The sequence below is a fragment of the Oenococcus sp. genome, assembly GCF_047725585.1.
Lineage (GTDB): Bacteria > Bacillota > Bacilli > Lactobacillales > Lactobacillaceae > Oenococcus > Oenococcus kitaharae_A.
Window position 1 is genome coordinate 80,799 of sequence record NZ_JBDNNF010000003.1, and the last position, 26,558, is coordinate 107,356.

28 protein-coding genes and 1 pseudogene are annotated in these 26,558 nt (G+C 38.8%); 19 read left to right on the forward strand and 10 right to left on the reverse strand.

What is annotated here, in order from left to right:
* Positions 1 to 151: 151 nt before the first annotated feature.
* A complete protein-coding gene (locus ABF487_RS04950; RefSeq protein ID WP_007745516.1) occupies positions 152 to 973 on the forward strand; it encodes an alpha/beta fold hydrolase in 822 nt (273 codons plus the stop codon).
* Here the strand turns inward: ABF487_RS04950 and ABF487_RS04955 are convergent.
* Entirely contained in the window at positions 930 to 2,591 is a 1,662-nt protein-coding gene (locus tag ABF487_RS04955) for an ABC transporter ATP-binding protein (protein WP_415634680.1), read from the reverse strand. The two genes, ABF487_RS04950 and ABF487_RS04955, sit on opposite strands and share 44 nt — an antisense overlap.
* Before the next feature lie 558 nt (positions 2,592 to 3,149).
* Here ABF487_RS04955 and ABF487_RS04960 point away from each other — a divergent pair.
* The 5 genes from ABF487_RS04960 to ABF487_RS04980 all read left to right on the forward strand — a co-directional run bounded on the left by ABF487_RS04960 (position 3,150) and on the right by ABF487_RS04980 (position 5,927).
* Positions 3,150 to 3,998, forward strand: a complete 849-nt coding sequence (locus ABF487_RS04960; RefSeq protein ID WP_415634681.1) for an Rgg/GadR/MutR family transcriptional regulator — start codon at positions 3,150 to 3,152, stop codon at positions 3,996 to 3,998.
* A 191-nt stretch (positions 3,999 to 4,189) separates the two neighbouring features.
* Positions 4,190 to 4,480 carry a hypothetical protein gene (locus ABF487_RS04965; protein ID WP_415634682.1) on the forward strand — a complete coding sequence of 97 codons (291 nt, stop codon included), beginning with the start codon at positions 4,190 to 4,192 and terminating at the stop codon, positions 4,478 to 4,480.
* 181 nt (positions 4,481 to 4,661) lie between these two features.
* Positions 4,662 to 5,450: an MFS transporter gene (locus tag ABF487_RS04970; protein ID WP_415634683.1), complete on the forward strand. Its 789-nt coding sequence runs from the start codon at positions 4,662 to 4,664 to the stop codon at positions 5,448 to 5,450.
* A 27-nt stretch (positions 5,451 to 5,477) separates the two neighbouring features.
* Positions 5,478 to 5,705: a hypothetical protein gene (locus ABF487_RS04975; protein ID WP_415634684.1), complete on the forward strand. Its 228-nt coding sequence runs from the start codon at positions 5,478 to 5,480 to the stop codon at positions 5,703 to 5,705.
* 36 nt (positions 5,706 to 5,741) lie between these two features.
* Positions 5,742 to 5,927: a hypothetical protein gene (locus ABF487_RS04980; protein WP_415634685.1), complete on the forward strand. Its 186-nt coding sequence runs from the start codon at positions 5,742 to 5,744 to the stop codon at positions 5,925 to 5,927.
* A gap of 583 nt (positions 5,928 to 6,510) precedes the next feature.
* Here ABF487_RS04980 and ABF487_RS04985 read toward each other — a convergent pair.
* Together ABF487_RS04985 and ABF487_RS04990 are read right to left on the reverse strand one after the other, a co-directional pair.
* Positions 6,511 to 6,894, reverse strand: a complete 384-nt coding sequence (locus ABF487_RS04985; protein WP_415634686.1) for a hypothetical protein — start codon at positions 6,892 to 6,894, stop codon at positions 6,511 to 6,513.
* 48 nt (positions 6,895 to 6,942) lie between these two features.
* Positions 6,943 to 7,521: a hypothetical protein gene (locus ABF487_RS04990; RefSeq protein ID WP_415634687.1), complete on the reverse strand. Its 579-nt coding sequence runs from the start codon at positions 7,519 to 7,521 to the stop codon at positions 6,943 to 6,945.
* A 386-nt stretch (positions 7,522 to 7,907) separates the two neighbouring features.
* Between ABF487_RS04990 and ABF487_RS04995 the strand changes: the two genes are divergently transcribed.
* Positions 7,908 to 8,396 carry an RrF2 family transcriptional regulator gene (locus ABF487_RS04995; RefSeq protein WP_415634688.1) on the forward strand — a complete coding sequence of 163 codons (489 nt, stop codon included), beginning with the start codon at positions 7,908 to 7,910 and terminating at the stop codon, positions 8,394 to 8,396.
* 56 nt (positions 8,397 to 8,452) lie between these two features.
* A pseudogene (locus ABF487_RS05000) lies at positions 8,453 to 8,527 on the forward strand (hypothetical protein); the annotation flags it as partial.
* A gap of 64 nt (positions 8,528 to 8,591) precedes the next feature.
* On the opposite strand, the gene ABF487_RS05005 reads toward ABF487_RS05000, so the two are convergent.
* From ABF487_RS05005 to ABF487_RS05025, 5 genes are all read right to left on the reverse strand, one after another.
* A complete protein-coding gene (locus tag ABF487_RS05005; protein ID WP_415634689.1) occupies positions 8,592 to 9,128 on the reverse strand; it encodes an ATP-binding cassette domain-containing protein in 537 nt (178 codons plus the stop codon).
* Entirely contained in the window at positions 9,086 to 10,387 is a 1,302-nt protein-coding gene (locus ABF487_RS05010; protein WP_415634690.1) for an ATP-binding cassette domain-containing protein, read from the reverse strand. The genes ABF487_RS05005 and ABF487_RS05010 overlap by 43 nt, the downstream gene beginning before the upstream one ends.
* 24 nt (positions 10,388 to 10,411) lie before the next feature.
* On the reverse strand, positions 10,412 to 12,118 hold the full coding sequence (locus tag ABF487_RS05015) for a glycerophosphodiester phosphodiesterase family protein (RefSeq protein WP_415634691.1): 1,707 nt from the start codon (positions 12,116 to 12,118) through the stop codon (positions 10,412 to 10,414).
* A gap of 109 nt (positions 12,119 to 12,227) precedes the next feature.
* Complete coding sequence (locus tag ABF487_RS05020; protein ID WP_415634692.1) at positions 12,228 to 13,196, reverse strand: D-2-hydroxyacid dehydrogenase; 969 nt, start codon at positions 13,194 to 13,196, stop codon at positions 12,228 to 12,230.
* A gap of 347 nt (positions 13,197 to 13,543) precedes the next feature.
* Positions 13,544 to 14,989 (reverse strand): MDR family MFS transporter, encoded by a 1,446-nt coding sequence (locus ABF487_RS05025; RefSeq protein WP_415634802.1) that lies wholly within the window; start codon positions 14,987 to 14,989, stop codon positions 13,544 to 13,546.
* 144 nt (positions 14,990 to 15,133) lie between these two features.
* On the opposite strand from ABF487_RS05025, the gene ABF487_RS05030 reads away from it, so the two are divergent.
* Entirely contained in the window at positions 15,134 to 15,727 is a 594-nt protein-coding gene (locus ABF487_RS05030; RefSeq protein WP_415624976.1) for a TetR/AcrR family transcriptional regulator, read from the forward strand.
* Between the two features lie 175 nt (positions 15,728 to 15,902).
* Here ABF487_RS05030 and ABF487_RS05035 read toward each other — a convergent pair whose 3' ends face one another.
* A complete protein-coding gene (locus ABF487_RS05035) occupies positions 15,903 to 16,196 on the reverse strand; it encodes a bacteriocin immunity protein (RefSeq protein ID WP_263779867.1) in 294 nt (97 codons plus the stop codon).
* A gap of 391 nt (positions 16,197 to 16,587) precedes the next feature.
* Between ABF487_RS05035 and ABF487_RS05040 the strand changes: the two genes are divergently transcribed.
* The 10 genes from ABF487_RS05040 (at position 16,588) to ABF487_RS05085 (ending at position 25,937) form a co-directional block, all read left to right on the forward strand.
* The gene (locus tag ABF487_RS05040) at positions 16,588 to 17,469 is read left to right on the forward strand and encodes an Rgg/GadR/MutR family transcriptional regulator (protein WP_263779866.1); all 882 of its coding nucleotides are present in this window, start codon (positions 16,588 to 16,590) and stop codon (positions 17,467 to 17,469) included.
* Between the two features lie 117 nt (positions 17,470 to 17,586).
* The gene (locus ABF487_RS05045) at positions 17,587 to 17,763 is read left to right on the forward strand and encodes a hypothetical protein (RefSeq protein WP_415634693.1); all 177 of its coding nucleotides are present in this window, start codon (positions 17,587 to 17,589) and stop codon (positions 17,761 to 17,763) included.
* 66 nt (positions 17,764 to 17,829) lie between these two features.
* Complete coding sequence (locus tag ABF487_RS05050; RefSeq protein ID WP_415634694.1) at positions 17,830 to 19,554, forward strand: ABC transporter ATP-binding protein; 1,725 nt, start codon at positions 17,830 to 17,832, stop codon at positions 19,552 to 19,554.
* Between the two features lie 25 nt (positions 19,555 to 19,579).
* Positions 19,580 to 22,282, forward strand: a complete 2,703-nt coding sequence (lanKC, locus tag ABF487_RS05055) for a class III lanthionine synthetase LanKC (protein WP_415634695.1) — start codon at positions 19,580 to 19,582, stop codon at positions 22,280 to 22,282.
* Positions 22,275 to 23,033 (forward strand): hypothetical protein, encoded by a 759-nt coding sequence (locus ABF487_RS05060; protein WP_415634696.1) that lies wholly within the window; start codon positions 22,275 to 22,277, stop codon positions 23,031 to 23,033. Before lanKC ends, ABF487_RS05060 begins: the two co-directional genes overlap by 8 nt.
* A gap of 2 nt (positions 23,034 to 23,035) precedes the next feature.
* Positions 23,036 to 23,734: an ATP-binding cassette domain-containing protein gene (locus ABF487_RS05065; protein ID WP_415634697.1), complete on the forward strand. Its 699-nt coding sequence runs from the start codon at positions 23,036 to 23,038 to the stop codon at positions 23,732 to 23,734.
* Positions 23,735 to 24,538: 804 nt separating this feature from the next.
* Positions 24,539 to 24,919, forward strand: coding sequence for a hypothetical protein (locus ABF487_RS05070; RefSeq protein ID WP_415634698.1), 381 nt, complete (start codon positions 24,539 to 24,541; stop codon positions 24,917 to 24,919).
* 144 nt (positions 24,920 to 25,063) lie between these two features.
* Entirely contained in the window at positions 25,064 to 25,267 is a 204-nt protein-coding gene (locus ABF487_RS05075) for a hypothetical protein (protein ID WP_263779862.1), read from the forward strand.
* 40 nt (positions 25,268 to 25,307) lie between these two features.
* Positions 25,308 to 25,565: a hypothetical protein gene (locus ABF487_RS05080; protein WP_415634699.1), complete on the forward strand. Its 258-nt coding sequence runs from the start codon at positions 25,308 to 25,310 to the stop codon at positions 25,563 to 25,565.
* A 51-nt stretch (positions 25,566 to 25,616) separates the two neighbouring features.
* Positions 25,617 to 25,937, forward strand: coding sequence for a hypothetical protein (locus ABF487_RS05085; RefSeq protein WP_415634330.1), 321 nt, complete (start codon positions 25,617 to 25,619; stop codon positions 25,935 to 25,937).
* 380 nt (positions 25,938 to 26,317) lie between these two features.
* On the opposite strand, the gene ABF487_RS05090 is transcribed toward ABF487_RS05085, so the two are convergent.
* On the reverse strand, positions 26,318 to 26,527 hold the full coding sequence (locus ABF487_RS05090; RefSeq protein WP_007745478.1) for a hypothetical protein: 210 nt from the start codon (positions 26,525 to 26,527) through the stop codon (positions 26,318 to 26,320).
* Between the last annotated feature and the right edge of the window lie 31 nt (positions 26,528 to 26,558).

Consider the following 26,558-nt stretch of genomic DNA (forward strand, 5'->3'; position numbering starts at 1 on the left):
GTTTCACATCGGAAAGCATATCCAACACAAGTACCTTGAAAAGTAATATTTTTAAATCATAAATTATATTTTTTAAAATCAGAAATGTGCATTTCACAAGAAAGGCCGCTCGAATTGAAACAGCCGGCGCGAGAATTTATATACTGTAGTCATGAGCTTTTTTTATACAAATGACCATGTCAAACTTGATTATCACGAACTCGGTGATCCATCCGGACTGCCTGTGATTTTAATTGAGGGCTATTCCGGCAGCGAGATGACCTGGGTCGGACAGATTTCTGATTTCACGAAGGCTGGATTTCATGTGATCACTTATGACCGGCGCAATCATGGCAAAAGCCAGAGCGTCCCTTTCGGTATGCGAATTTCTCGTCACGCCATGGATCTAGCTGAATTAATTGACCATTTGCAGTTGAAACAAAAAATTGTCCTGATTGGCCACTCCATGGGTGCTTCAACTATTTTTGCCTATCTGTCTTTATTCGGCAGCCAGCGCCTGCAGGCCGTTGTCACGGAAGATCAATCACCCAAGGCAATTAACGACAAGGGCTGGCAATTTGGACAATATGACAGCAGTTGGTCAAATTTCTTGGAGTTAGTCAAGAAAATCCGCACGACCAGATTCACACGCATTCCCGTTGACCAGCAATTCAAAATCGCCTTAGGCAAAGTCTATCGACCTTTCGATTTTGACTTCAACGAACCGCTCTTGATCGATTCTTTAAGCCAAGATTGGCGGGATCAAATTCCTTTAGAAACTGAGCCGCACTTGTTTTTAGCCGGTGAAAAATCGCCATTATGGCCGGCCGGACAGGCTAAAGCAGCAGCCGAGATGAATCCGCTAGCTGAAAGTTATGTCTTTGCAGGCGCGGGCCACATCCCTCATTTGGAACTAGCTCCCGAATTCAACCAGGTAGTGATTGATTTTATTAACCGGCATCGACCGGCTGATTCACATCTTTCAGATAAATAATTTGATCCAACAAACGTGATGATGCATCGTGTAACTGATGCGTCACGATGATTAAAGTAATATCCTGGATCTTAAATAAAGTCTGTTCAATCTGAATGGCTGACTCACGGTCCAAAGATGAAGTTGCTTCATCGACAAGCCAAATGCTGCCCTGCTCAATCAGGCCTCGAGCAATGGCAATCCGCTGCTGCTGCCCTCCGGATAAGTTGCGGCCGTTTTCACTAATGATCGTATCCAAACCTTCTGGTAAGGAATCAATCAAGCTGATCAAGCCGCTTTTGAAAAGTACATTTTGCAGGCTGCTCTTGTTAATTGGCTCGCCTAAAGTGAGATTAAAAAGCAGCGACTCATTAAAAATATGTGGTTTCTGATTTAAATAAACCAGTTGTTTACGCAGATCTGCTGGCGTCATGTTTTGCAAATCTTGCCCATTGACCGCAATCACACCACGGTAATGATCAAGTTTGCCGGCAATCAAATCCAGCAACGTACTTTTCCCACTACCGGATTCACCGACCAGCGCATATTTTTTTGCTTTTTGAAAGCTTAGCGTCAGCCCGTGAAGAATATCTGATTCTTTATTCGGATAGCTAAAAGACAAATTCGTTAACTGAATCGCAGCATCACTATCAACAGCGTTGCTCAAATTGGCCGTTGGCGTCATGCGAACACTACTTGGCTCTTCTTTTATCTCAGGCAATTGTCCATATTTAGCAAACACGGGTTTCACAGTCCCCACCTCAACCAAGTTAGCAATCATCCCGGTTAGACTAGCAAAAATCGTTGCTGAAAAATAACGAGCCCCACTAATCGCACCAGCTGAGACGAGATGCATAAAAAACAGCAGCGCAGCTTGGGCCACTAAAATCACTTGACTAATCAGACTCGTGAAATTCGAGCTGGCAGACATGGTTGCACTGGCTTTAGTAAATCTCACTCTTTTATCGGCCAAATCCTGCGAAGCTTTTGTGATTTCACGGTGGATCAGATGCGGACGATTAATCATGACTAATTCATCAAAGCCCAACAAAAAATCAGACATTTTGCTCGTTGCTCTTTCAGCTGCTTGTGTGGCCTTTAAAGATGCCTGATTCATTTTAGCTGTAAAAATCTTCGGAGCTAACAACATCAAGGCGGATAAAACGATAATTGTGATAATCATCGAATAATGAAAACTCAGCATGGCACCGATACTCATGAGGATCGTCAAAAATTGGTTCAGGGCCATTTCCAGATTGCCAAAACCGAATTCATTGATCGTTGAAATATCATTTGTCAGCCAAGAGACATAGACGGAGCTGCTTTTCTCATGAAAAACACTCACAGACCTGTTCAATAACGAACTCGTAATATCTTGACGAATTAAGGTATCCATTTTTTGGATTGACTTGGTTAGGGTCACCGATTCAAAATAAATTTGCAGCGGCCAAATCACGCTGGTCAATAACAGGACCACGACCCAGATGATCACAGCACGAAATTTGAAGGCAACAGCGCTGGTTAAAATATTAGCAGTACTGAGGCCATACAAAGTCGTACAGGATGACCCGATCACGACCCAAAACAACACAATTAAATTTTCTTTCCAAGCTCGACGAATATATTTAACTAAAGGCACCGATAAACCACACTTTCTTTTCTTGATTGACTATATTTATGAAGAGCCGCAACTGTTTAAAAAGATGAGTTGATCAAGATAGAAAAGGTTCGCTTAGAAAAAAATAAATTTATTTAAATGAAACGATAGATCTATTAACTTATATAACAACACCTCAACTACACTTGAGAACTCATCTTCTGAAAAATCTCTTGTGTTTGCATGTTCCAAACACGATGAAGATAAAATCATGAGACCGTCTCAGTTAAGTTGTTGTCAGTTAATCATGATTTCATTGTACTCGTTTATATACAAAATGTTTCATAATTATTCAAAAAAATTAATGATATTTATTGGATGATCTCTTAATTTTCAATATTTCCTATCTCGGATCCGAATAACTTGAGCTATGGCTAAAATATTTTTTGAATGATGGGTGATGGAGATAGCTAGGGAAATCCGGTTTAATAATAATAACTGGTCCCAGGAGCAGCAAAAGTAGTAGTAATGATATTTTCATTCTTTTTTTCATGAGATTTTTGTCCTTTTTAATTCTAATTATGCAATAATAACCTGCAAATGGATGGATTATTAAAAACAAACGCTGGTCAATTATTTCATAAAATCAGAAGCAATCGGAAATTCAGTGTTGCTCAACTATCATCAGGAGTTCTTTCTCCGTCAACGATTAACAAATTCGAAGCCGGAACGATTCAGCTCTCTTTTTTTAATTTGGCTCCTTTGTTGCAGAAAATGGATTATAGTCTTGACGATTTTTACAATCAAGTGCAAACAGGTTCTGCATCGGCGTCCTACAGAAAATTTCTCGATGGTTTTGAAAGCATTTATCAGGAAAATGATCTGCCAACTCTTAAAAAAGCGAGTCAAGAATTGTGTGTCGTTTACGAAAAGGATCAGGATTTTCAAAGTTTAATCCAGGGTGCGACAGCAATTTCTTTAACGAAAAGTATTGACCAAAGTTATGAAACAAATCCACTGATTACTCAAAGAATCACTGAATACCTGTTAAAAGTTAACTATTGGGGAAAATTAGAAGTTGCCATTTTCAACAATTGTTCCTTTTTGCTAACTTCTCAAATGGTTAAAACGGTTACTAAAGAATTAATTTATTCGCAAAACGTATCAGTGCTGGCGCTCATCAATGTTGCTGATTTAATGTACCAGAGACAGGAGTATCAACTGGCTAAAGAAATCGTGAAGCAAGTTGAAAACTTACGCTTGAATCAAAACGATCTAGTTACGCGTTTTAAGTTCCTCTTCATGAAGAATCTCTTAACTTTAGATGCATCGACAGCTCGTGTTAGGAACCAGCAATTAATTGATGGGTCGCTCAGATCTCTGGGTTCAAACAGTTTGGCTTCTACTTTTGAGGTCTATATGACCAAACATTCCTTTCCGAATACTTAGAATTGCGTAGTATTTGCGTTAAAAACTTTCAATTTGGTGAACATAACGACTATAAGATAGCTTTCTTCCAAAAGAAAAATAATGAGTTACGATTAATTCAATTTTTAACTGGGAGGAAAAATAATACGTCCAATAGGATGAACAATCGACGGAATCAAGTTCTAATTGTTTACATCGTTTTTATAGCTCTTTTGGCATTATTCATTCATAACGACCTGCTCTGGTTCCTTTGGCAGCTGGGTTGTGCGGCCATGGTGTTAACGGTTAATATCGCTTTTCCGATTATCCAGGCTGGTCTTGCCCAACAGCTCGAGCATGATTTACTTTTTGCCTTCTCTTGGTTATTGAATGTCCTGCTTTTTAGTTTGCTACTCCATGTAAACACTCACTCTCCTCATTACTTTTTAGCCATTGTCCTTGTCTCTTTGATCGCCTTGCTGATACAAGCTGGCTATGATCTCGTCAATTATCGCAAGAGATAAAGAACCAGTCTATTTGTATCAATGAAGGAATCACAGAAATGAGTGATTTAGAATTGATGCTTAAAATTAAGGCCTTTTTCAAAATGAGAATATAACTATGATCTGAATCGCAGGCTCACGGCACACAGACAAAGTCGCTCCATTAACGAACCAAATGCCTCCTGCAGACTAAACTGTTAGTATGAAATCAATGTCTATGCAGCCAGTAAATAACAATCTAACCAAGACTTTGATTATCAAATTTTTTGGTACTTTTGGCAGTGAAATGTTTTCTTTTGCGATTAGTCTGTATATTCTGCGGCGAACAGGCTCGGCTTTAGGCATGGGAATCAGTTTAATCACAGGTCCGCTGATCAGCGTATGCCTAACACCTTTTGTCGGTTATGCTGTCGATAGCTATAGCCATAAAAAAATTATGGCCTTGTCACAGCTTGGCACGATTATCTCGCTATTATTGTTTGCCCTTTGTTTCACCATATTTCCACAAGCCTATTTCCTGATACTGGTCGTCTTAATTGCCTTGCTAGCGATCACTGATGGTTTTTTGACCATAACTGTCCAAGCAAGTCTGGCGCAGCTCTTCAATAAAGATGATCTTCAAAAAGCGAATTCACTAAACCAGTCGGTTTCGTCGCTAGCCGAGTTTTTAGCACCGATTCTGGGTGCCGTGGTGTATACACTCGTTGCACTAAATGTCTTCGCCTATTTAGAAGTTGTTTTTGAGACCGTTGCCCTGATCGCAATTCTATTTCTCAAGTTTTCAAAAGCTCATCATCCCGCGAATACGGTTGTCGCAGCAAACCATCTCGGAGCCAATTTTATGGCAGGCCTTAGATTCTTGTGGGAAAACAAATTATATCTAATGTTTTCCGGATCCTCTGGCGTCATCAATTTTTTCTTTGCGACGATCAATGTTGGCCTGCCTTTCTTTTTAGTGGACAGACTACATCTCAGCAACACACAATATTGATTAACAGAATCAGCCTTTGCTGGCGGCATGTTCCTCGGTGGTCTGGTTTTGAGCCGGCTGTCCTTAAAAAGCCAATCATTAAAAGTGACTTACTTCAGTTTGGCTGTCTTTTCCTTAATCATTGCCCTGATTGGTCTGCCATCGCTGTTGACTTTGCCAAAAGCCGCTTATGCTTTAGTGTTTATCACAATTAATCTTGTACTGGGCCTCCTGCTCGTATTTTCAAACACACCGGTTGAAGTCTACATGCAGTAGCATATCCCAGAAGAGATGCAGGGGCGTGTCTTCTCCATGGATGAAACACTTAGCTCAGTGCTCATGCCAGCCGGAACCATTGTCTTTGGGATCTTGTTTGACCGACTAGATGTTTTTGCCGTCTTTATCTTTGGCGGGCTGATGCTGCTGCTGCTTTCCTGTTGGGCCTTTGTCGTTGTCAACCACCACCGGGAAACGACACCAATATCGGAACAGAGATAATTATTGGGTGTCCGTCTCTTTCATTATGAAAAAGTCCTTACCATAACAGTGTCTCCTCGTGCTTCAGCTCATAACTACGTCCAAAAAAATAACCGCCTTAGCCCTGACCAGCTAGCGGTTATTTAATCGTCTTAAGTTTGTCACCGTTTTATACGGCTTACAGGGGGAAGTCCTGTTCAAGCAGGGCTTCCTTTTTACATGTCTTATTATAATCTGTCTCACATACCAGACGGACGAGGTCCATGGGCGAATATTTCGTGTTTTTGGAAAGAGTTTGGTAGCGGTCACTCCCAGGATTACTTGCCTATCGTCTTAATTGATTGTGTTTCTTCTTGTTTCAGTGTTTTGATTTCCGGATTGTGTTGAACAAAGTTTGAGTAAGCTTACATACCGAACTATGGTACAAGCAGATCACATCGCGGTCATGTAACCAGGTTTCTTTAAATTAATGAATTAGATGATTCAGTCTAGGTTATCCGACAGCTATGTAACCTTGTTCTCTTGAACTGCTTTGGCATCAATCTGGCTGTGTTCATCGGCCAGTCCTAATGTTATTCATATTTATCTTTTCCGAAAAGGATATTTATTTCATCTCCTTTGAAATAGCTCTCTGGAAACCATCGGCCAAGCTGTCTGGATCAACGCCGTTTTTCTTCATCCAGCTCTTTAACCAGTCAGTGCGCTCTTTTGATGTTTTTTCAAGATAGCGTTTGGAACTGAGCGTCAAAATTACTTCGCTAGCCTGCGATTGGTTCAAAGACAGATCGAAAATATAGCGTGCCACAGGATCAAACTGAGGATCCAACTTAACCAATTCTTTTATCAAATCATTGATTATTTGTCCTTGCTGATAAATCACAGCCCGCAGATAATCTTGCCCGGCTTTGGTTGATAGATCCAGGTCCTCATGATCTAATACTGCAAGTATTTTTCCTTGTTCAACTATTTTTTTAATGGCTTTTTTCATATCTAGATGCTCCGATTATGATAATGAAATACTGTATTGAATAAATTTTCAGATCAGAAAACTTATAATTCCTCTGATACCAGCTGCCAAAGATTGTGCAATTGAAGCAGAAACACCAGAAGCCCTGAGGCTGTTATAGATAATTTTTTGGATAGTTGCTAAACCACCATTTTCTGCTGCAGTTACCTTACGTAGTGGTCCTTCCATGTCCTTCAAGGCTGCACCAAATCTAACGGCTGCTTTCCCACCAAGAACACGTCCTACTTCATTAGTTAACTCCGTCCTGTGACTCAATATCCATTTTGCAGCTTTGAGTGCAATTTTCGTGGTAGCAATTTTAACTGAAAATTTAGATGGTGCTTGACTAGGAACGTCGATCCCTTGTTCTTGAGCAATCTCTTTAATTTCATTAATTTGTTCATGACTAAAAACAGGATTGCCATTGCTATCAAATTTTAAGTCTCCATTGTCGAAATCGATAAGTGGTGAATCATCGGTAAATCGATTTTGATAACCGCCCCTAACATTGTGATCTGCACTATTATCCGCAAAAACCGTGAGTGGTGTAGCTGCAGTGACTAAGCTAGCAGCTATTAAGAGCGAACTGAGAAATTTTAATTTTTTCATAATCTAATTATTTCCTTTCAAAAGAAGTGTCCTAACCGTACCACAGTATTTTTCTTTTAGGAAAACTGTTGACTATAGGCGTATTTTCAGTTAAAAAGAGCTCTTTTCGGAATATATTACACAGTTTTTGGAAAAGGGCAGTCACTTCAAAAGAAGAAACCAAACTATCTGAATTTCAGGATCTGAAAGCATGGCCAATCAACTGCTGATTTTTTTATAGACAACTAGTTCATTGAGCATTAAAAGATTAGCCATAAATTGTAATGTTGATGGCCAAAAATCACTAACACGCTTCATTTAGAACTTCTAGAAATTGTATAGTATAATATCTATAGACAAAAAATATACACAGATAGATGCAGTGATAAATAGAAAGGAGATTGTCGATGAAATTAAGTAAGCACGTGGAAGAATCCTTATATGTCATCTTGATACTAGCCACTCAGAAGAAACATCAACCTGTTAAAAGTGTTAAGTTAAGTGAAATTTTAGATGTGTCTGACTCCTCTCTCAAAAAGGTTCTCCACAAACTCGTCGTCAAAGAAATCATCAGTTCCGCCGCCAGCAAAGATGGCGGTTTCGAATTGAAAAAGGAGATTAATCAGCTCACTTTATTAGATATTGTCGAAGCGATTGAAGGAAACGAGCTGATCCAATACGTGCCAAATAATATCGTAGAAAACATCTTCACTCGAAAGGAACATGCACAAAAAAGCGAGCAATACATTGTCAACGGTTTCAGAAAAGCACGAGACGCATACGCATCTGCCCTCAAAGAAATTAAGATAGCAACTATTTTAGAAGAACACACGATTGAGCAGGGAGCAATTGACTGGGCAAAGTTCAAGCCAATAGAAAGAAAACAATCATCATGAAATTAACACACGATACTATTTTAATAACAGGCGGTACAACAGGTCTCGGCTTAGAAATGGCGAACCAGCTTTCCAAAATGGGAAATACTGTGATTGTGACTGGTCGAAACAAAAACAGACTAGATGAAATCAAGAAAAATTTCCCGAATATTCACGTTTACACTGTCGAAGTTACCGAACTAGCATCCATGATAATTATTTTGCGTCCGTTCCCTTTTTTAAAGCTTTATTTTGAATTGAATAATAATCGCGATAATAGTCATTATTTTTTAAAAGATTTTCGTGCGTATCAAAAGCCACGACTTTCCCTTTGTTCAGAACCAAGACCTTATCAGCGATTGTCACAGAATTCAGGCGATGCGTAATAAAGAACACGGTCTTATCAGCGGCAATTCGGACAAATTTTTGAAACAGTGAATATTCGCTTCTGGGATCTAGCGAGGCTGTCGGCTCATCGAGAATTAAGATTTGCCGATTAGCAAAAACGCCCCTGGCCAAAGCTAATTTTTGCCACTCGCCACCAGACAATTCAGTACCATTTTCATATTCTTTGCCCAGCTGCACATCCAGCAAAGAACTTTCCGATACGCCTTTATTCGGGTCAAAGCCAGATATTTTCATGGCGTCAATTAAAGCCTGACTGTCATCTTGTTTGTCCAGGTCTGAGATGGCAATATTTTCTTTGACCGTCAGTGAAAACTTCGCATAATCTTGAAATACGGCTGAAAACAATGAACGATAACTGAATAAATCGAATTCTTGGATGGTCTGGCCATATTCAACTGAATATGGCCTTGACTAGGGTCGTAAAAACGAAGCAGCAATTTCATCAAAGTCGTTTTACCGGAACCATTTTCGCCGACAATTGCAATTTTCTGGCCTTTAGCGACCTCGAAATTCACATCGTTCAGAGCGGGCCGCGGACTATGCGGATAAGTAAAACTGATGTGTTTGAAACTGATGCCTTTGACTGTGCCGACTTTGGTTGTGCCTCTTTTATCGATCGTATCGCTGCTTTTCAGGAAATTAAAATACTTCTCCATGTAGAGCAAAGTGTCATACAGCAAGCTGCTGCCTTCGATCATGGAAAAAATATTCTCGGCGATATAACCAATCGCGCTGGTAAGTGTTAATAAGGCACCCACGCGAAAACGGCCAGCCTGAATCGAGAAAACAAACCATAAAAGAGCCAAAATACTGATCAAGCTGCTAACCGTCATGGAAGCTAAAGCAATAATCATTTTCTTGGCTCTTGTTTGGTTAACAGCATGATGAATCTGCCAAAAAATCCTCTGATAGCGTTTAATAAAAAAGTCAAAAGCATTAAACAAGCGAATTTCTTTTGTAAAGTCCTTGTTCAGCACGGCTTGACTGGCGTACTGCATTTTTCTCGCGTCACTGCTTGCATCGACCATTGTTTCAAAAGCTTCTTGCTGTACACGATATGAAACCAAGCTCTCAGGAATCATTGAGGCCAGGATCAGTAAGGCAATCAGTGGGTTGTAAGTCGCCAACAGCACACCCATGGAAGCAATCGTGATAAAACTGCTAATCACACTGGTTCCAAACACAATCAGATTAACTGGTCGCCAGGAACTCTGCGAATTAATGACTTGGACCTGGTCATAAAAATCAGCATCTTCAAAGTTAGCCAAGCCTTGCAGTTCTTTCGTCTTGTTCATGAGGCTTGTATTCACAAAAGCAATCAAGCGGTCTGTCAAAACTCCCTGCACATTGGTTGCCAATGGAATCGTGATCAGAGAGACAAAAAAACTAATTCCCCAAAAGAAGAAATTTTCGTAGTTTAAACGGCCAACACTCAGCTGATTGAGCATCTCTTGAGCAAAAAAAGTCAGCAGTGACGGTATCAGCGCCTTTAACGGAATGACTAAAATTAAAATACTGCTATTGAGTTTATCAGCCCGCCAAAAAAGCAGCAGGCTTTTAAAATACAGGCCCAAATATTTTGTTAAGGATTTTCTTTTTGCCATGTCTAAGAATAAAAATACACTTAATTAATACACTTGGCGAATAGTCAGCATATAACGCAACAAGGCTTGATTGTATGATAGACGCCTGGGGGCCGCTAGAATGCTTTTCAGTCTTTGTGGATAATCCGTAATAATGCTGTCCACATTCATGACACTGAGCCAATGCATAGCTTGTCGATCATTGGCCGTCCAAGCAAAAATACGTTTATGCTGTCTGTGAATCTTTTTCACGAGCACATTATTCAAAGTACTGTACTCGGTCGTATAAAAATTGTTGTCTCCTCCTGGCAAAGACTCCGTATTATAAGAAACAATAAAGCCAACTTTCAAGCGTGGCTGCTTCGTGTGGATCTGACGCATCACATTCTGGTTCAAAGAATGCAATAAATCACCATGTCGAAGCAAAGCACTGCCATACTGACGCAAGAAAGTTTTTGTCAAGGTCGAAGACTGTTGCACCATGGGTGGTGTTTTAATCTCGACGAGTAATTTTTGCTGATGGTCTTGGGCGCGATTCATGTATTCGCGCAAAGAAACCATTTTCGCTTTATGACCACGGTAGGCTATCGTAAGCCTTTTCAATCGCTTTAAAGTCACATGCTCAGCTTGCAATTTGTGGCCAGTCAAAGTCTTCAGGTTATCATCGTGCACTACAACAAATTGGTGATCCTTTGTATAGTGGACATCTAATTCGATGTAGTCAGGCTTAACATGCACCGTTGATACGAGGCTTTGCAGGCTGTTTGGCACACCGTTATTGCCATTGGAACCTTTATGTGAGATTACAAGAGGTATTCTGTCCAGTCGGGGAAAGAAATTATCAGCTAATAGACAAGAAGCCGCGCCAACAGTGACCGTAGCCAAGACAGCTGCAGCGGCTTGCTGAAAAGAAATACGAGGGCGGCGTTTCTGATAAAGAAAATGATTTTCGACAGGAAAAGATTGTCTAAAAATACTTTTCAGTAATTCATAAGTCGCGGCATATAAAATAGCTGTGAATAAAGTCATCAGGCCATTCGCAAAAAGGCGAGCCGATAAAAATGCCAAGTGATCAACGAGAGTCTGCGCGGCAAACACAATTCCTGTTATGACAGACAGCACGATGACATTAATAAATAATATCAAACACAAATGAAGGATTTTTTTAGTCGGCATCTCTTTCCAGCTATATCGGAGAGCTTGAAAGAAAGACTGGCCCGACATCACAGCCGGAATGACCTGAAGAAATTTTATCGTGAATAGCCAAAAACATATCAGACCTAATAAAATAGCAGCTATCAGAAAAATGTTGCCAGCAAATGGCTGAATGATAAAATCAGGCAGTTTGATCAAAGTTGCCAAAGGCAATTTATAACCAATGTTTGCTAAGGGCAAGGCAGCTAACAATAGCCACAAGCACATCATGTGCAGGCCTGGATGAAAATATCGCAGCCGCACGCCAGACCAGCGGGTATCGCGATGCTTAATAGTAAGAAAATAAAAAAAGAACAATTGGATTGACCAAACAAAAGCCAGCCAGATGAGGATATAGCAAGCTAAGCCTAAAAATAAATTAAGCCAGCTGCTTAAAGGCCAACTCAAAATATGGTCTATCTGAGGCATCAATTGATTAGCTAATTGAAACAAAAAATTTGCCAACCAATTAAAAGCCAGCAGAAAAACTAAAATAACGATAATCGTCATGTCCATGCTGCTAGACATTTTTCTTTTGTGCGCTTGTCTAAAAGGCATTCTGTTTATCCTCACCCGATAAGTGTGTGCTTTTGTGCGTATTTTTGCAGCGTCGGCTGCTGACAAAACATGTGTTAATGATTGATATTGCTAGCCGAAGGTCTTTTTTCTACCTATAATAATGGACAAGATTGCTTGGCTTGCCGGATAGGTAATTAGCCAAGTTACTGATGCTGATATCCAATAACCGCCTTCGAGTCTCAAAGGGTGCCCAGGCGATATGCGGCGTGATGTAGCAATTTTTAGCTTTCAGCAAGGGATTATCGGCGCTAATCGGTTCAGTGCCGACGACATCAGTAGCAAAAGCATAAATATCTCCCCGATTCAGCGCCTCAGCGAGGTCAGCTTCGTTAACCAGCTTGCCGCGTGCCGTGTTTAACAAAATCACGCTTTTTTTCATTTTCTGAAGGCTACTGCGATTGATTAAATTAACTGTATCCGGAGTCTGGATAGTATGCAGGCTGATGACATCAGACCTTGTTAGCAGCTCATCCAAATCCACCTGCTCAGCCCATGATGGGTGGTCTTTTTCCGGGCGATGATTGTAAAAAATGACTTTCATGGCAAAAGCATGCCCCAGTTCGGCAACTTTTTTTGCAATATGGCCGTAACCGATCAGCCCCAAAGTCTTACCCTGCAGCTCAAATAAAGGCCGACCCCAGAAAGTAAAATCAGGAACGCGCAGCCATTTGCCTTCGTGCACCAAACGGTTATGCAGGCCCACCTGACTCGTCACTTCAAGCAATAAGGCAAAAGTAAATTGCGCCACCGCATCAGTGGCGTAAGTGGGCACATTCGTCACGGCCACATGATTGCGATCAGCACTCTGAATATCGACAACATCATAGCCCGTGCCCATAATGCCGATGTAGCGCAATTGAGGTGCCTGATTAATGACCCAGTCGTTTAAAGGCGTTTTATGTGTCAGAACAATCTCTGCTTGACCGATTCTTTGGAGGATTTCTTCATCATTGTCAACGGACGTTCGATCATAATGGTCAAACTCTCCCAGCTGATCCAGTTGCTGCCAATCAAGATCGTGATTTAAAGCATAACCATCTAAAAGAACTATTTTCATGACTGTTTGCCTCTACTTTATTAATCACATTAGCTTAATTTTATACCTGGGTGCCAGGCAAACAGCATCAACGAGATATCGTGGCTTCACTTGATCTTAATCATGGTTTAATTTCGGCTTGCTATACTGTTGTCTGGCTTTGAGTTGATGAATAAAGGAGTCAAATCAATTATGCAGACAAATACGAAGACTGCTTCGGCAGAAATACTTGAACAGGCAAAACTTCGAAAAGTTCAGAAGCGACACCAAATTCAGCAGCAGACAACTAAACACAAAATAACAAACAATAATAAAAAGACCGCTTGAGGTCTTTTTTTATCACTCCATTAACGGTCATCATAAGCCGTTCATTTGTCGCTCTTCATTCTGTTGGTTAAAAGAATACATGGCAAAGCAATTAATAAAGCAGCGATCGCAATGCACAGAAAGGCATACTGAAAGGAATGTGTTTGGATCAAATCCAAGTGCTGCAGAATAAATTGGTACATCTTTAACGGTTTCATTTGAAAGTGGCCATTCGCTAAATTCACTTTGAATTGTTTTATCTGAGTGTGCGAGTAAGCCGTCATTAAGGTCGTGACAATCGCCGATCCAAAGGCACTGCCAATGTTTTGAATGGTACGCGAACCAATCGAAGCGGCCGGAATTAATCCGCCTGCCATGCCTGTATACGAGTCAGCCATTAAAGGCATCAAGATACCGCCAGCACCGATTCCTCTAATTAAAAGAACAAAAGCGATCAGCCAATATGGTGTTTGGCCATCAATCCAATAAAAAGGAATCGTACCCGCAAAAGTGATCACCAGACTCGCTAAAACCACATATTTAGCTCCAATCTTATCCGTTAATCTGCCAGTGAGCGTCCTAGAGACTAGCATGCCAATGCCTTGTGGAATTAAAGCTAATCCGGCCGCCATCACGCTCATACCGCGGATGTTTTGGAAAAACAAAGGTAAAACCAGCATAGCGCCATTTAAAACAGTGCCAGCAATTAATAATCCAAGCACCGATCCATTAAACGAACGATATTTAAATAAACTGAGAGGCAAAACAGCTTTTTCTTTGAGCCGAAAGGCCCAAGCTAAGTACAAAAGCAATAAAATCAGGCCCAAGCCCATGAACCAGAGCGTGCTTTGATTTAAGAAACTGGCATCTCGTGCTGCACGCACAATCGCATAAATAATACTCGTTGTCGCTGCAGCAATGAAAAATATACCGACAAAATCCATTTTGGCCGATTTATTTTGTGCCGGGTAATTCGGCATTTTTAACAGAATCAAAATGATCGCAATCAGTGCTACAGGGACATTAACCCAAAAAATCCACTGCCAAGATAAATATCGAATAATGACACCGCCAATTACCGGCCCCACCAAAGGCCCTAGAATAATCGGCAGCCCAACAGTTGCCATCATTTGCCCCATAACTTTTTGACCAGCCGTTTGAACCAGTAAAGTCGTCAATAAAGGCATGATAATACCGCCAGCAAATCCTTGCACTAAACGCGCACCAATTAAAAATTGTGCGTTGCCAGCTAAAGCTGAAAGAATAGAACCCAGGACAAATAGTATTTCACCGGATACAAAAACAAATTTGCCATCAAATTTGTTTAACAACCAGCTGGAAAAAGGGACAGCTATTCCCGTTGCTAACACATAACCTGTAATAGTCCACTGTATGGTTGAAATTGAGCTGTTCAAATTTTTAACCAGGCTATGAATTGCGATATTCACCATTGTCGAATCTAATAAAGGTGCAATCGCTCCCAAAACCAAAATCCAAGCAGTTACCATCGTGGATTTGGAAATGGTATTTTCTCTTTTCTGCACGATGTCTCCTTTTTGTTTAAGATACTAAAAGTTTCTTAACAAGAAATGTTATATTACTCTTAGGACAAAAAGTCAATAAGATACTTAAAGTTTCTTAATGGGAAAATCATGGCTGGAAAAAGACGACGCGGGCAGGAACTAGAAAAAGATATATTTATTACCGCACGAAAAATTATTAATGAAGATGGATTTCGGGCTTTAACATTTGAGCGAGTCGCTCAGCAAGCTGCAACCAGCAAACCGGTTATTTATCGTCGCTGGAAGACACCTTTTGAACTGGCTTTGGCCGCACTTCAAGACCAAATTCGCCGGGAAAACAACGGTAAAGTGGATGAAGTAACCCTTAGCGGCAGCGATCTGCGCGAAGACCTTTTCCAAGTGATGAAGCGTTTTTTGGTAAGTGTGGATGTCATTGGCAAAAGCCTGATCAGAGAAATTCTGACCGAGCCCGATATGTATACCGATTCTCTTCCTGGGATCATCGGCGAAAATTCCGACATTGATATTCATGCGATTGACCGTGTTTTGCAACGAGCAGCTAATCGTGGAGAACCCGTCAAACAAAATCTATCAAGAACACTGAAATTGCTTCCTTTTGATTGGCTGCGCTATCGCGTCTTTGTTAGAGAAAATACCGATCAAGCCGCACTAGAACTGCTCATCGATGAGATTATTCTACCGATTTATTTAGAACATGAATGACTATGTTTATTTTTGAAAAAACGCAATGTTACACCGTTAAGCTAGCAACTGCCGGTTCATTTTGAATGGCGTTCGGCGGCAACTAAACGCTTTTTAGTTAGAAATCATTTTTCGTGCGCATGATCAGAATCATTTCTCTCATGCAGGCGCGAGACTGCTAAGATTCACGTGTTACTTAAAAAGAAGTTCCCCAGACGGTAAATAAGCCACCGCCAAAGCCTTTATCACTAAATTTCATCAGTTCTAGATAAAGTCCCTTGACGCTCTCTGACATTTTTCGGCTAACAGCCAGAGGTGTCAGGCCACCTTGCAGCCTACTGACAATTCTGGGAAAATACTGTTTCTTTTCCAAGGCATGCTGACCATCAATCAAAAGTGATCGTTCGTCATCACGAATATCGGTTGTTAAAATCAGATTGATTTCCTGCAGGATGTGGTCTTCATTACTCAAACCCTTATCTTTTTTCATGATTGTGCCCTTTCTCTCGATTGAATGATTTAATCTTTCGCACGCTTTTGAAAACTGTATCCAGCAGCTAACCGTATGTGACCATCTATATGCTTTGAGTATATCCAGCCATTAGCTTAATAATATAGCACTTTTCTGTTTGAAGACAAGCAAAAGACAGGCAGGCCGAAAATCTAACTTGAACCCCATCTGCTTGTGCGAAAATTTTACTTGATAATCAAGATATTAAAAGCATTTTTAATATATTCACTTCCTTGTCCATCTGGATCGATAATGATATATACACCCAAAATGGTCAGAAATAATAATTGGAAATTTCGAATTAGTTTTTTCATGATATTAGCCCTTTTTTGTTTACCATACTATCAGATATATGTCATAATAATTCCAAATGTACGAGGAAGATTTTAAAAAAGCCGGCAAGCTGTTCAGAGAAATTAGAAAAGACAATCACATTTCAGGACAGGAACTAGCTCAAGGAATCATCTCTTATTCCTCGTTAAACAAATTTGAAGTGGGCAAAAATCATCTTACCTTTTTGGATTTAGCCCGGCTCTTAAAAAGGATGAATGTAGATTTAGATTCCTTTTACGAACAAGTTTCTTCGACAAAGGAAATTGATTTAAGTCTCAGGGGTCGGTATGGGCAATTTCTAAGAGAAGTCAGACGTGATTACGAGGCTAACGATTTAAGTACGATAGAAACTAACGCCAAGCAGTTGCAAGAAGATTTTGGACACGATGGTAATGTGCTCAATCTGATCGAATTAACAACGCTTGCTGCATTAATTAAAGAATCAGAAGGGCGGTTCCATCTTAAAGAGACAATCGTTGAGCAATTAGAAGACCATTTTATGCAGCTTCAAAATTGGGATGCCTTCAATTTATCAGTTTTTAATAATACAGCACCCCTGGCTTCCACTAAAATGATAGAAGTGGTCGCAAAAGAACTCGTTTATAAGGATCAGGTAGGCCCTTTACATAGCAATATTTTGACTACTTTGACTAATATTGTTGACCTTTTATTCAGAAAAAACCAACAAAAAGAGGCGAAAGCAATGCTCGCTAAGGTCAAACACCTATTAGGTAAAGATGAGCCTCTGCTGCTTGTACGTTTCAAAGTCCAATTTCTAGAAAACTTATTTGAGCTAGACATCGAAAAAGGTCGTGACAAGAATCGCATTTTGATCCAACAGCTTCGTGACTTAGGCGCTGATCGCCTAGCTTCTTCCTATGAAGATTATCTTCAAAAATACTTAAGCTCTAACAAATGAAGCTTTACTCGCAAAAAAGGTAATGAAAAGAGTTGCTAATTCGCTTATTTAGCGAATTTTTTTGAATGCATATTAAAAGCGATAGTCTGAAGCTAACCTTTAGGAAAGGAAACAAACATGGAAAATTCAGTTTTAAAATTACAAGCTTTATCTTCAAAAGGTTTAGCAGAGCCAGAAGGAAACGTTAGTATTGTGGGTGGAGATGGTAGCAGTTCTGGTGGTGGCTCCGGTGGTTCCAGTAGCAGTAGTTCGGTTTTCTCAAATGTCAGAAGTTTGTTTAGTATTAATTGCTAGAATATATTTTTAATCAGGTCTGACATGGATAAATAAAGTTTTTTTGTTCATGTGAGGAGTTTGAACATGATGAAATTAGATTTTAAGAACAAGACAATCTTCAGTTTGTTTAAAATAGATAGTATTATGGGGATTGGAATAACTATAGGGCTGATATCCAGTGCTATTGGTTCATTCATTCCCCTATTTATTCGGCAATATATTAATTTTCAAGATGTTTATCGTAGCGGGAATCAGTATTTGATATATGTCACTATTCTTGTATTTATGCAGTCCATAATAAGTACCATAAGTATCTATCTGATCAGTAAATCTGGAGAACGTCAAATTCTCGCATTGAGAGTCACCATTAAAAAGCACATCCTAAGACTTCCCACCTTTTTTTTTGATAATAATAGGAGTGGAGAAATATCTAGCAGGATATTAAATGATACATCAATTGTTAGGAACTTTTATACTTCGAGTCTTCCAAGATTTGTTAATAGTGTGGTATCTCTTGGTATGATTTTATCCATTATGTTATTGATAGACTGGCAATTTTCTCTTTTAATTATATTATTTTTTCCTCTTAATATGGCGATAGCTATTCCTATTGGAACAATTAGCAAAAGAACATCTGAATTAGTACAATCAGAATTAAGCAAGATTAGCGGGAGTGTTACGGAAAACATCAGGAATATCAGATCAATTAAATTGTACACTGCTGAGGATAGCATATTAGAAACATTCAAAAAAGAAGTCAAGCTTTTGTACTCTTTTTCGATTAAAGCAGATAAACTTCTTGCCATTACCGTTCCTCTGCAAAATCTGCTTTCTCTTTGTCTAATTTTTGTTGTTTTTTTGTATGGTGGATTTGCGTTACGAACAGACAAAATAAGTATAGGAACATTGGTGGCTTTCATTTTTTATTTGTTGCAACTATCTGGACCGATTAACGGGTTAATTAGTTTTTATGATAACTATAAAATAGCTAGCGGTGCAACTGCTAAGTTAATTGAAATTATGAATATGCCATTAGAAAACGATGTAATTAGTGTTGACAATAATTTTATTTGTGAGCCATATATTTTGGAACTTAAGCATATTTCCTTTTCGTATATAAACAATTTACTTGTTCTGAACGATATTAATATGGAGTTTAAGACAGGAGAAAAGGTTGCAATTATCGGTCCTAATGGATCTGGAAAAAGTACCATAATTAACCTCATTACTAGACTTTATTCTCTTCAGAACGGAAAAATATTTCTTAATGGTGTCAACTCTGACCAGGTTGACTTAAAAAAATGGAGATCTTTATTTGCGGTTGTCTCTCAGGAGAATACTATTTTTACTGGTAGTATTGTCGAGAACATCACTTTTGGATTAGATAAGCAACCAAGCGTAAGAGAGATCCAAGAAGCAATCGAGATTGCTAACTTAAAGGATGATATAAAAAAAATGCCTCGGGGTATGGATACTCTAGTTGGTGAACAAGGAACAAAAATATCCGGTGGTCAAAGACAGAGGGTTCAAATAGCAAGAGCATATCTGAAGAAAACACGATTTTTGATTCTAGATGAAAGTACATCCAGTCTTGATCCCGATACAGAAAAGAAAATTTCTGATGCACTTAACACCATTAAACCAGGCAAGATCGTCATAGCAATTGCTCATAGAATATCTACCATTGTTGATGCAGATAGAATATATTTCATTAAAAATCATAAAATTATGGATTCTGGTACACACGCGGAATTGCTCGCCAGATTACCAGAGTATTCAATATTTATACGGGAACAACAATTTCAATAATATCCAAAAAAGGAGGAACATTTCTTTGTATATACCAAAATTCAGTGACGAAGCGTATTTAAAATATTCACAAAATAAAGATAATTTATTTTATTCATTTTCCGGTACGAGAAAAACACAGAATGCATATGATAGATTTCCTATTGCTCATTATGAAGAAGAAAATTGGGAAAACCAGTCAGATGATTACTGGTTTTATATGAACAGCAAGAAAAATGATTTTCCAAGTCAGGGCTGGAAAATTCATATTACTGCTACCTTAGAAGATGCTGGTAAATTGTTATACGATGTCTCAAAGCTACTTATTTCGAAAAATGTTTCTTTTAAATTTGCACCAAATGTGGGAGTGTTAAAGCAAAGGAATTCAAAAAACGCTGACAGAGGAGAGTCTGGGAAATTTATTACTATTTATCCGTGGGACACGGATTGTTTTTTGCAACTATTGAATCAATTAAAAAAAATTACAGATATCTATTCTTTAGGACCGTATATTTTGAACGATAAACAGTGGCAAGGCAGCAATGTTTTCTTTCGATATGGCGGGTTGAAGCGAATTCAGCATGAGATTAATGGAAAAAAATGTTTATGTATTCAAACACCAGATGGAGTTTTTGTAGAAGATCAAAGAGTGCCATTTTATTACTTGCCAAATTTTATTACAGAACCATCGTTTTTGGTAAAAAACAACATTTTTCCAAAAAAAGAAATTTTTAAAAGAATCGACTCACTTCACATTAGTGAAGCGTTACATTTCAGTAACTCCGGGGGAGTATATGAAATTACAATAAATGGCGAAAAGGCCATTCTTAAAGAAGGCCGCAGCCAAGCCGGTTTGGATTCTAATGGCCAAGATGGATTTATACGAATAAAAAATGAACATTCTATTTTACATCGATTGTCCGATTTAGATAGCGTGGTTAATGTCAAGCAGTACTTTGTCACATGGTATAACAACTATTTCATAGAAGACTTTGTGGACGGCGAGAATTTGCACCAATTTATTGCCAGAAATTTTCCTTTTAACGAGGAAGATGATGTCAATGGTCTAACCGCTAAATATTCTACTCTTTGTCAAAAGATTCTCTCGGACCTGACTAAGTCGCTTACACAAATTCATAATAAAGGAATAGCGGTTGGTGATCTCAGTCTAAATAACATAATGGTTTCATTTGGCAAAGAAAATAACCTATATCAGCGATTAACCTTGATTGATTTTGAAACAGCATACTCCAGCGACAGCACATTTGCTTCTAGCCTTGTTACTCCTGGTTTTTATTCAGACAAAGCCAAAACAGCCTTGGAAGGCGATTGGTTGGCTTTATATAAAATTGCGAGGAAACTATTTCTACCCATAAATTCTGTTACTGACATAGCACCTAAAATTAAGTTCGTACAAGATGAACTTATTAAAGAGAAATTTGGTAAACAAACAACTGACTTTTTGCTGACATTGGAAAACGAAATTTCGGAACATGTTAGCATCTTTCTGGGGTCTCCATGGATATCAAGACAATTGGAAGCACCTCAGAGTGGAATTACTAAAGATAATGTCAACTTTTATGAAAAAAAACTTGCAGATGGAATCATTAGTAATTTGCATTTTGATTCAAAATATCTCACCAGCGGAGATATTGGTCAGTTTTATACCGATTCTGGAAATTATAATATTGCTTATGGAAGTTTTGGGGTATTGCTATCTTTGAGCCGCTATTTTGGTAAAGACTTTGTATCGAAAAATTTGAAAATTAAAAATTGGTTGGACACCATTCTACCCAAAATACTGAGCTCTTCCATGAAAGGAACACAAGATATAGGTTTATTTACTGGTTTGTCAGGTATAGCAACATCTATGTACGAATTGGGTTATGAGAAGGAGGCTTTGTTGATGATCCATACTATGAGTATGGATGAATTGTCGCGTACCAAAGATATCAGCATTTTTTCAGGATACGCGGGACTAGGTCTCTTGTTCCTTTCATTTTATAATTTATTGGATAGCAAAGAATACCTAAGAAAAATTGTGTACATTCGCGATGCCTTGATGCATCTGTACGAAGAAGAAAGTGAATCCAATACTTTAGAGGCCAATCTTGGTTTTATGACCGGATGGCTGGGTGTAGCTCTGTTTTTTTGGGAATTTTCACTACTATTTCAGGATCAGCATTCATCTGACGTGGCGAATGCTATTTTAAAAAAATCATTCAGAACACTCTCTCCAGGACAAGATATTGAAAATCAAAGCTATGTTTTAGATGATAAAAACAGATTAAATCCATACTTAACAAATGGATCTGCTGGGGTTGCTCTAGTGATGTTAGAAATGATTAAAGACGGTGGTTTAAGTTTTAATGATTATGAATTAAGTATTTTCAAAGAACTCGAACAAACTAACTTATCATTTTGTTCCTACAATGGTGGTTTGATTGATGGCTATTTAGGACTGCTGGTTCTGGAAAATGGTCTCAATTCAACAAAATTAGAGAATAATATTGGGCCTCATAAAGCCATATTGAAAAATCTTAACCATTTTATAGCTTTAGACCCTTCTAATAATAGCTTTTTGTTCCCTGGAAATAATGGTTTTAAGTTTTCTATGGATTTATTTACGGGCGCTGCCGGTGCTATGGCCGTTCTTAATGATATTAATACAAACGGGTGGGGGTCGTGGTTTCCAGTGTTAATGAAGAATAACAAAATTTTTCATTACACGGAGGCACAACATGCGTAAATTCAAAGCACTCTACCACGTCATTTTTCTCGATACACTGGATAATAAGTTTGTCTTTGTTTTCAATTTGTTGATGCCGACAGCTTTTTATTTGTCTAACAATTTTTCTTTGATATTGCACCCATCTCCAAATATTGCCAGACAAATTCTGTCGAGTAATGCTATTGGTTTGTTTTGGGCCTATATCATTTTCGTCACGATGCTGAATATGGTCATTTTTCAGACATTGACTGATCGAGAATCGGGTTTTTACAAGGAATACTATTTTATTGTCGGATCAAAATGGCAAATCTTTGTTACGAATTTTCTTGTTCAGCAAACCATCCTATTAATCGAGATAGCCCTCTTTAATTTAATCGTGATGGCTTCATTGCGTGTTTGGAATATTGCGCTATTTGTTGCCGGCTTAATTACAACGCTGGTCTTTGCTATTCCTGTGACTCTAGTCTGCTGCCTCTTTTTAACTTTGAAAATCAAAATCAAGTCTATTTCAATCATTGAGACACTCTTTATTACGGCCATGTTTATCTTGGGAACGATGTCTGCCAGCAATATTTGGGAAGACCTGCTGATGACCTTTGACCCGGTTTATTATCTATCCAAAGGTTCGTCATTTTTTCTGAATATATTGACAGGGAACATCAATCTCACAGCCATACTACAGCTGGCGATTGCGACACTTGCTTATGTGCTTGTTGGTGCCTATAGCTTGTCGCGTTTTGATGTGAAACCCATTTTAAGGAGGGTCTAATCATGATGCGGATAAAAAATCTGACTTTCTCATATGGCCACCAAATTATTTTAAAAAAATTAAACATCACTTTTTCAGACACTAAACTGAATATGCTGATTGGACCCAATGGCACTGGCAAAACGACTTTGCTAGATATCATTGCTGGCTTATATGATCAGGAAAAGCCGCACCTGGATAAAATACAAATTCCTAGTCATGATCAGATTGCCTACAGCTTGCAAAACCCAATTTATTTTCCCACGCTGACTGTCCAGCAGACCTTAAACATGTATCAGGAAATTGATCATGCGGGTGGTCAAACAGCCAATATTGTCATGCAGCAGATTCAAAAGGACGTCTTTGAAAAGATTAAAGATACGAAAATGGGTCAGCTGTCTGGCGGAGAACGCAAACTCTTATTAACCTACGGGACTTGCCTATTAAAAAGAGATTTGTATCTCTTTGATGAACCGCTTAGTGGTGTTGACCCGGTCAATTGTAAATACGTCCTGCAGTTAATTGCTTCACTGGTCACAGAACAAAAGAAGCAGGTTATTTTCACGAATCATCAGTTCAATGCGTTAAGCACGCTGCCGATTCAAGTGATTGGCCTCAATCATGGCACTTGCGTACTGAATGCTGACTATGAGGATTTCATAAAGACAAGCGAGAATCATGATGCTGATGAGGCTTTTCAAAAGATGCTTTCGCTGTCCTAAAAAATATCCTCGATAAAAAAACATGATCAAACTAATCTATTTGATTTAAAACAAGGCTTGCCTAGTTGGCAACTGTTCTAATACCCACCGCGATGATTATTGAATACACTTCTCAGTGGCTCTTGTCATACCATAAAATCAGAAAATGGTTTCTTTTTAGAAGTTGATAATCCTCATCACGGACAGACTGATAAGATTACAGCCAAGAAATAATGAAAAAATCGTCTAAAACAATTTTATATCCATTACTCATGTACTTCGTCGCTTTAGCTGTGGTAGCTTTTTATCTGTCGATCATGATCTTTATGCCCAGCCCAGCTTGGTTCAAAACCAATTTTAAGCACTGGTTTAGGAACTTGTTCTTCCTAGACCGTTACTAATAGTTAAGACAACATCTTGTGAGCCCATCTGTAGATGGGCTTTTCTATACCAAATCAGCGCCTAGGAAGGATAATGAAGGTAATTTCATTAAAGGACGATCAAATATGAAAAAAGCTTTTGCTTTCGCACAATCTCAGTGATCATTCTGTTAGTCATATAAGCAATCGCTTTAATCTTCCTTATCATGGCTTAACCGGCTATGTATTGATCGTGCTTGGCGTGTTAGTTGGTTTTTGGGGTAGTCATCTGGATCATCAAAACAAAAAATAAAACGCTGTTCGCAAAATAAGTGACGAACAGAGTTGCTAATTCGCTCATTTAGCTAGTTTTGCTTAAACGCATATTGAAAGTGCTAATCTGAACTTAATTCTAAGAAGGGAAAGCCTAATCCGGTCAGAGTATCGAACCTACTAAGGTGCCATCATGGAAACAACAAGCAAATTTCAGCTAATTAATTATGTGAAAGCCGTCTGTCAAACAGCCTTGTTCGTCTGGCTGTTGATAGGCTTAACTGTTTTTTTGATTCAAGGGCAATCAACTGTTTCACTCAATTCTGCTTTTGTCAGTTTTACGATTGCTTTTCCTCTATTGTTTATGAGACTGGACCATAGTTTCCAGCGTTTAGGCAAGACAAAAGCAGGCCTGATTATCTTCTTGTGTCTCTATCTGCCTACAGAAGCCTTAGCTATTTTTCATATTGATCATTGGACACTAGCTCCTCTTAGCTACGCTGCTGTCTTGGTGATCTGGATCATACTGAATTTGATTGTGGCCTTCGTTAGAAGGGCAAAGGCGGTATCGTGATGTTAGCAAATGGCATTGACCATGGTGGAATTTATGGGTAAATATATCCACTAGTAAGATTCTTGGTTAACCTTCTCCAGATAGTCTATTCAAAAAAATTGGTCACCGATTATCATCTCTTCGCCAAAATAAGGAGGAATGCAAATGAAAAACAAAAATGCACAAGCAGCAGCTTTAGCAGCTGGAATCAGTGTCTTAATTGCTGGCTGCATCAATGAATTTTTCCTCAACACGTTCTTAAAGGGTACTTGGTTGTTCATCACACAAATCATCGTTGTCTTGATTGCGGCTTTCCTTGCGGGCTATACAGCTAAACATCTAGATAATAAAGATCACCAAGAGAAGTAATCCTTGATACAACTTGTCTAAGAAAAGAGGAAACGCAAATTTGAAAAAACTTATCAAAACAACTTTAGGCTATGTCCTCTTTTTCCTGATTTTTGACTTAGCCATCTCTTTTGGTCTTCGCGGCATCATCGACCTTGTAGCCGGCCACGGTTACCAAACTGCTACTTATGTCAAACGAAGTATTTTAGACATGCCCAACACTTTTATCTTCTTTTTCTTTTGGGGCTGGGTCGAATATTCGTATCGAAAACACCAGGCCAAAAAACGGGCCCGTGCCAGTAAAGCTAATCCCAAATAAAAACTGACAGAAGAATGATCTAGATAATTCCTTAGTCATAGAAGCTGATTATTGATCAGACAAGACAAACAAATTTTACAATTGCAGATCAACAACAAAGAAACAGAGATTCAAGTGATTGGCCCTCTGGCTAAAAAGCTGCGTTGTTTAATAAAAGTCAAAGCCGGCAACCTTGGAAAAATCAATTATTCTGCTTCAACCAATATCAGTCTTGATCATCAACTTCGCCGAGTCCTCACTGAGGCCGGCATCCCCTTACTGCAAGCTTATCGAGTTATTCGGCTGCTTTCCGCTGATGTCCTGCTGCAGATTCTCAGAGCATATGACATCAGCGGAAAGCCAGATGGCCTAGTTTTGACAAGAAAATATTGAACCAAGTCAGCAAGTAGCAAACAGCATAGACTTTTATAAAATTCAGTGAAAACGAAAGGAAAGTATCGTCATGACATCAAAATAAAAAAGGCCTTAGTGGCTTCTTAGCAGCGCTTTCAGCTTTAGCTCTGCTTTTAGCCCTTTCAACAAAGTCTGTTATCTACATCATTGCTTTCCTGGTTATTTGGATTATCATTGGCAGAGTTAAACGGTCCTAAAGACCAGAAAAACCTATCTAGTTCCAACTAGATAGGTTTTTCTTGCTTAAAATTAAAATATAAGTTCATATGTTCGGCAATCCGGACAAGTTTTATAACTTTTCTTTCTACTTTAAAAAGTGATTTTCTTTGGTATAGGCAACCCGTATTATCCATCATTCATCATTTAGCAGTGTTTCTGCGATAACCGAGATATCCAGCTACGCTTAATGCGTAAGCGATGATCAACACAGTTCCCACGGTAAAAGCAAAATCGATAGACATTTTAAAAACATTGAGCCTATAGATTGCCACAAAGCTTGCAAATAAAATCTGCAACAGCCACATAATCATGGCTTGGCCAAGAATTTTTTTGTAAATGATTTTTTTCATCAGTTCTTACTGCCATTCTGCTTAATTAATT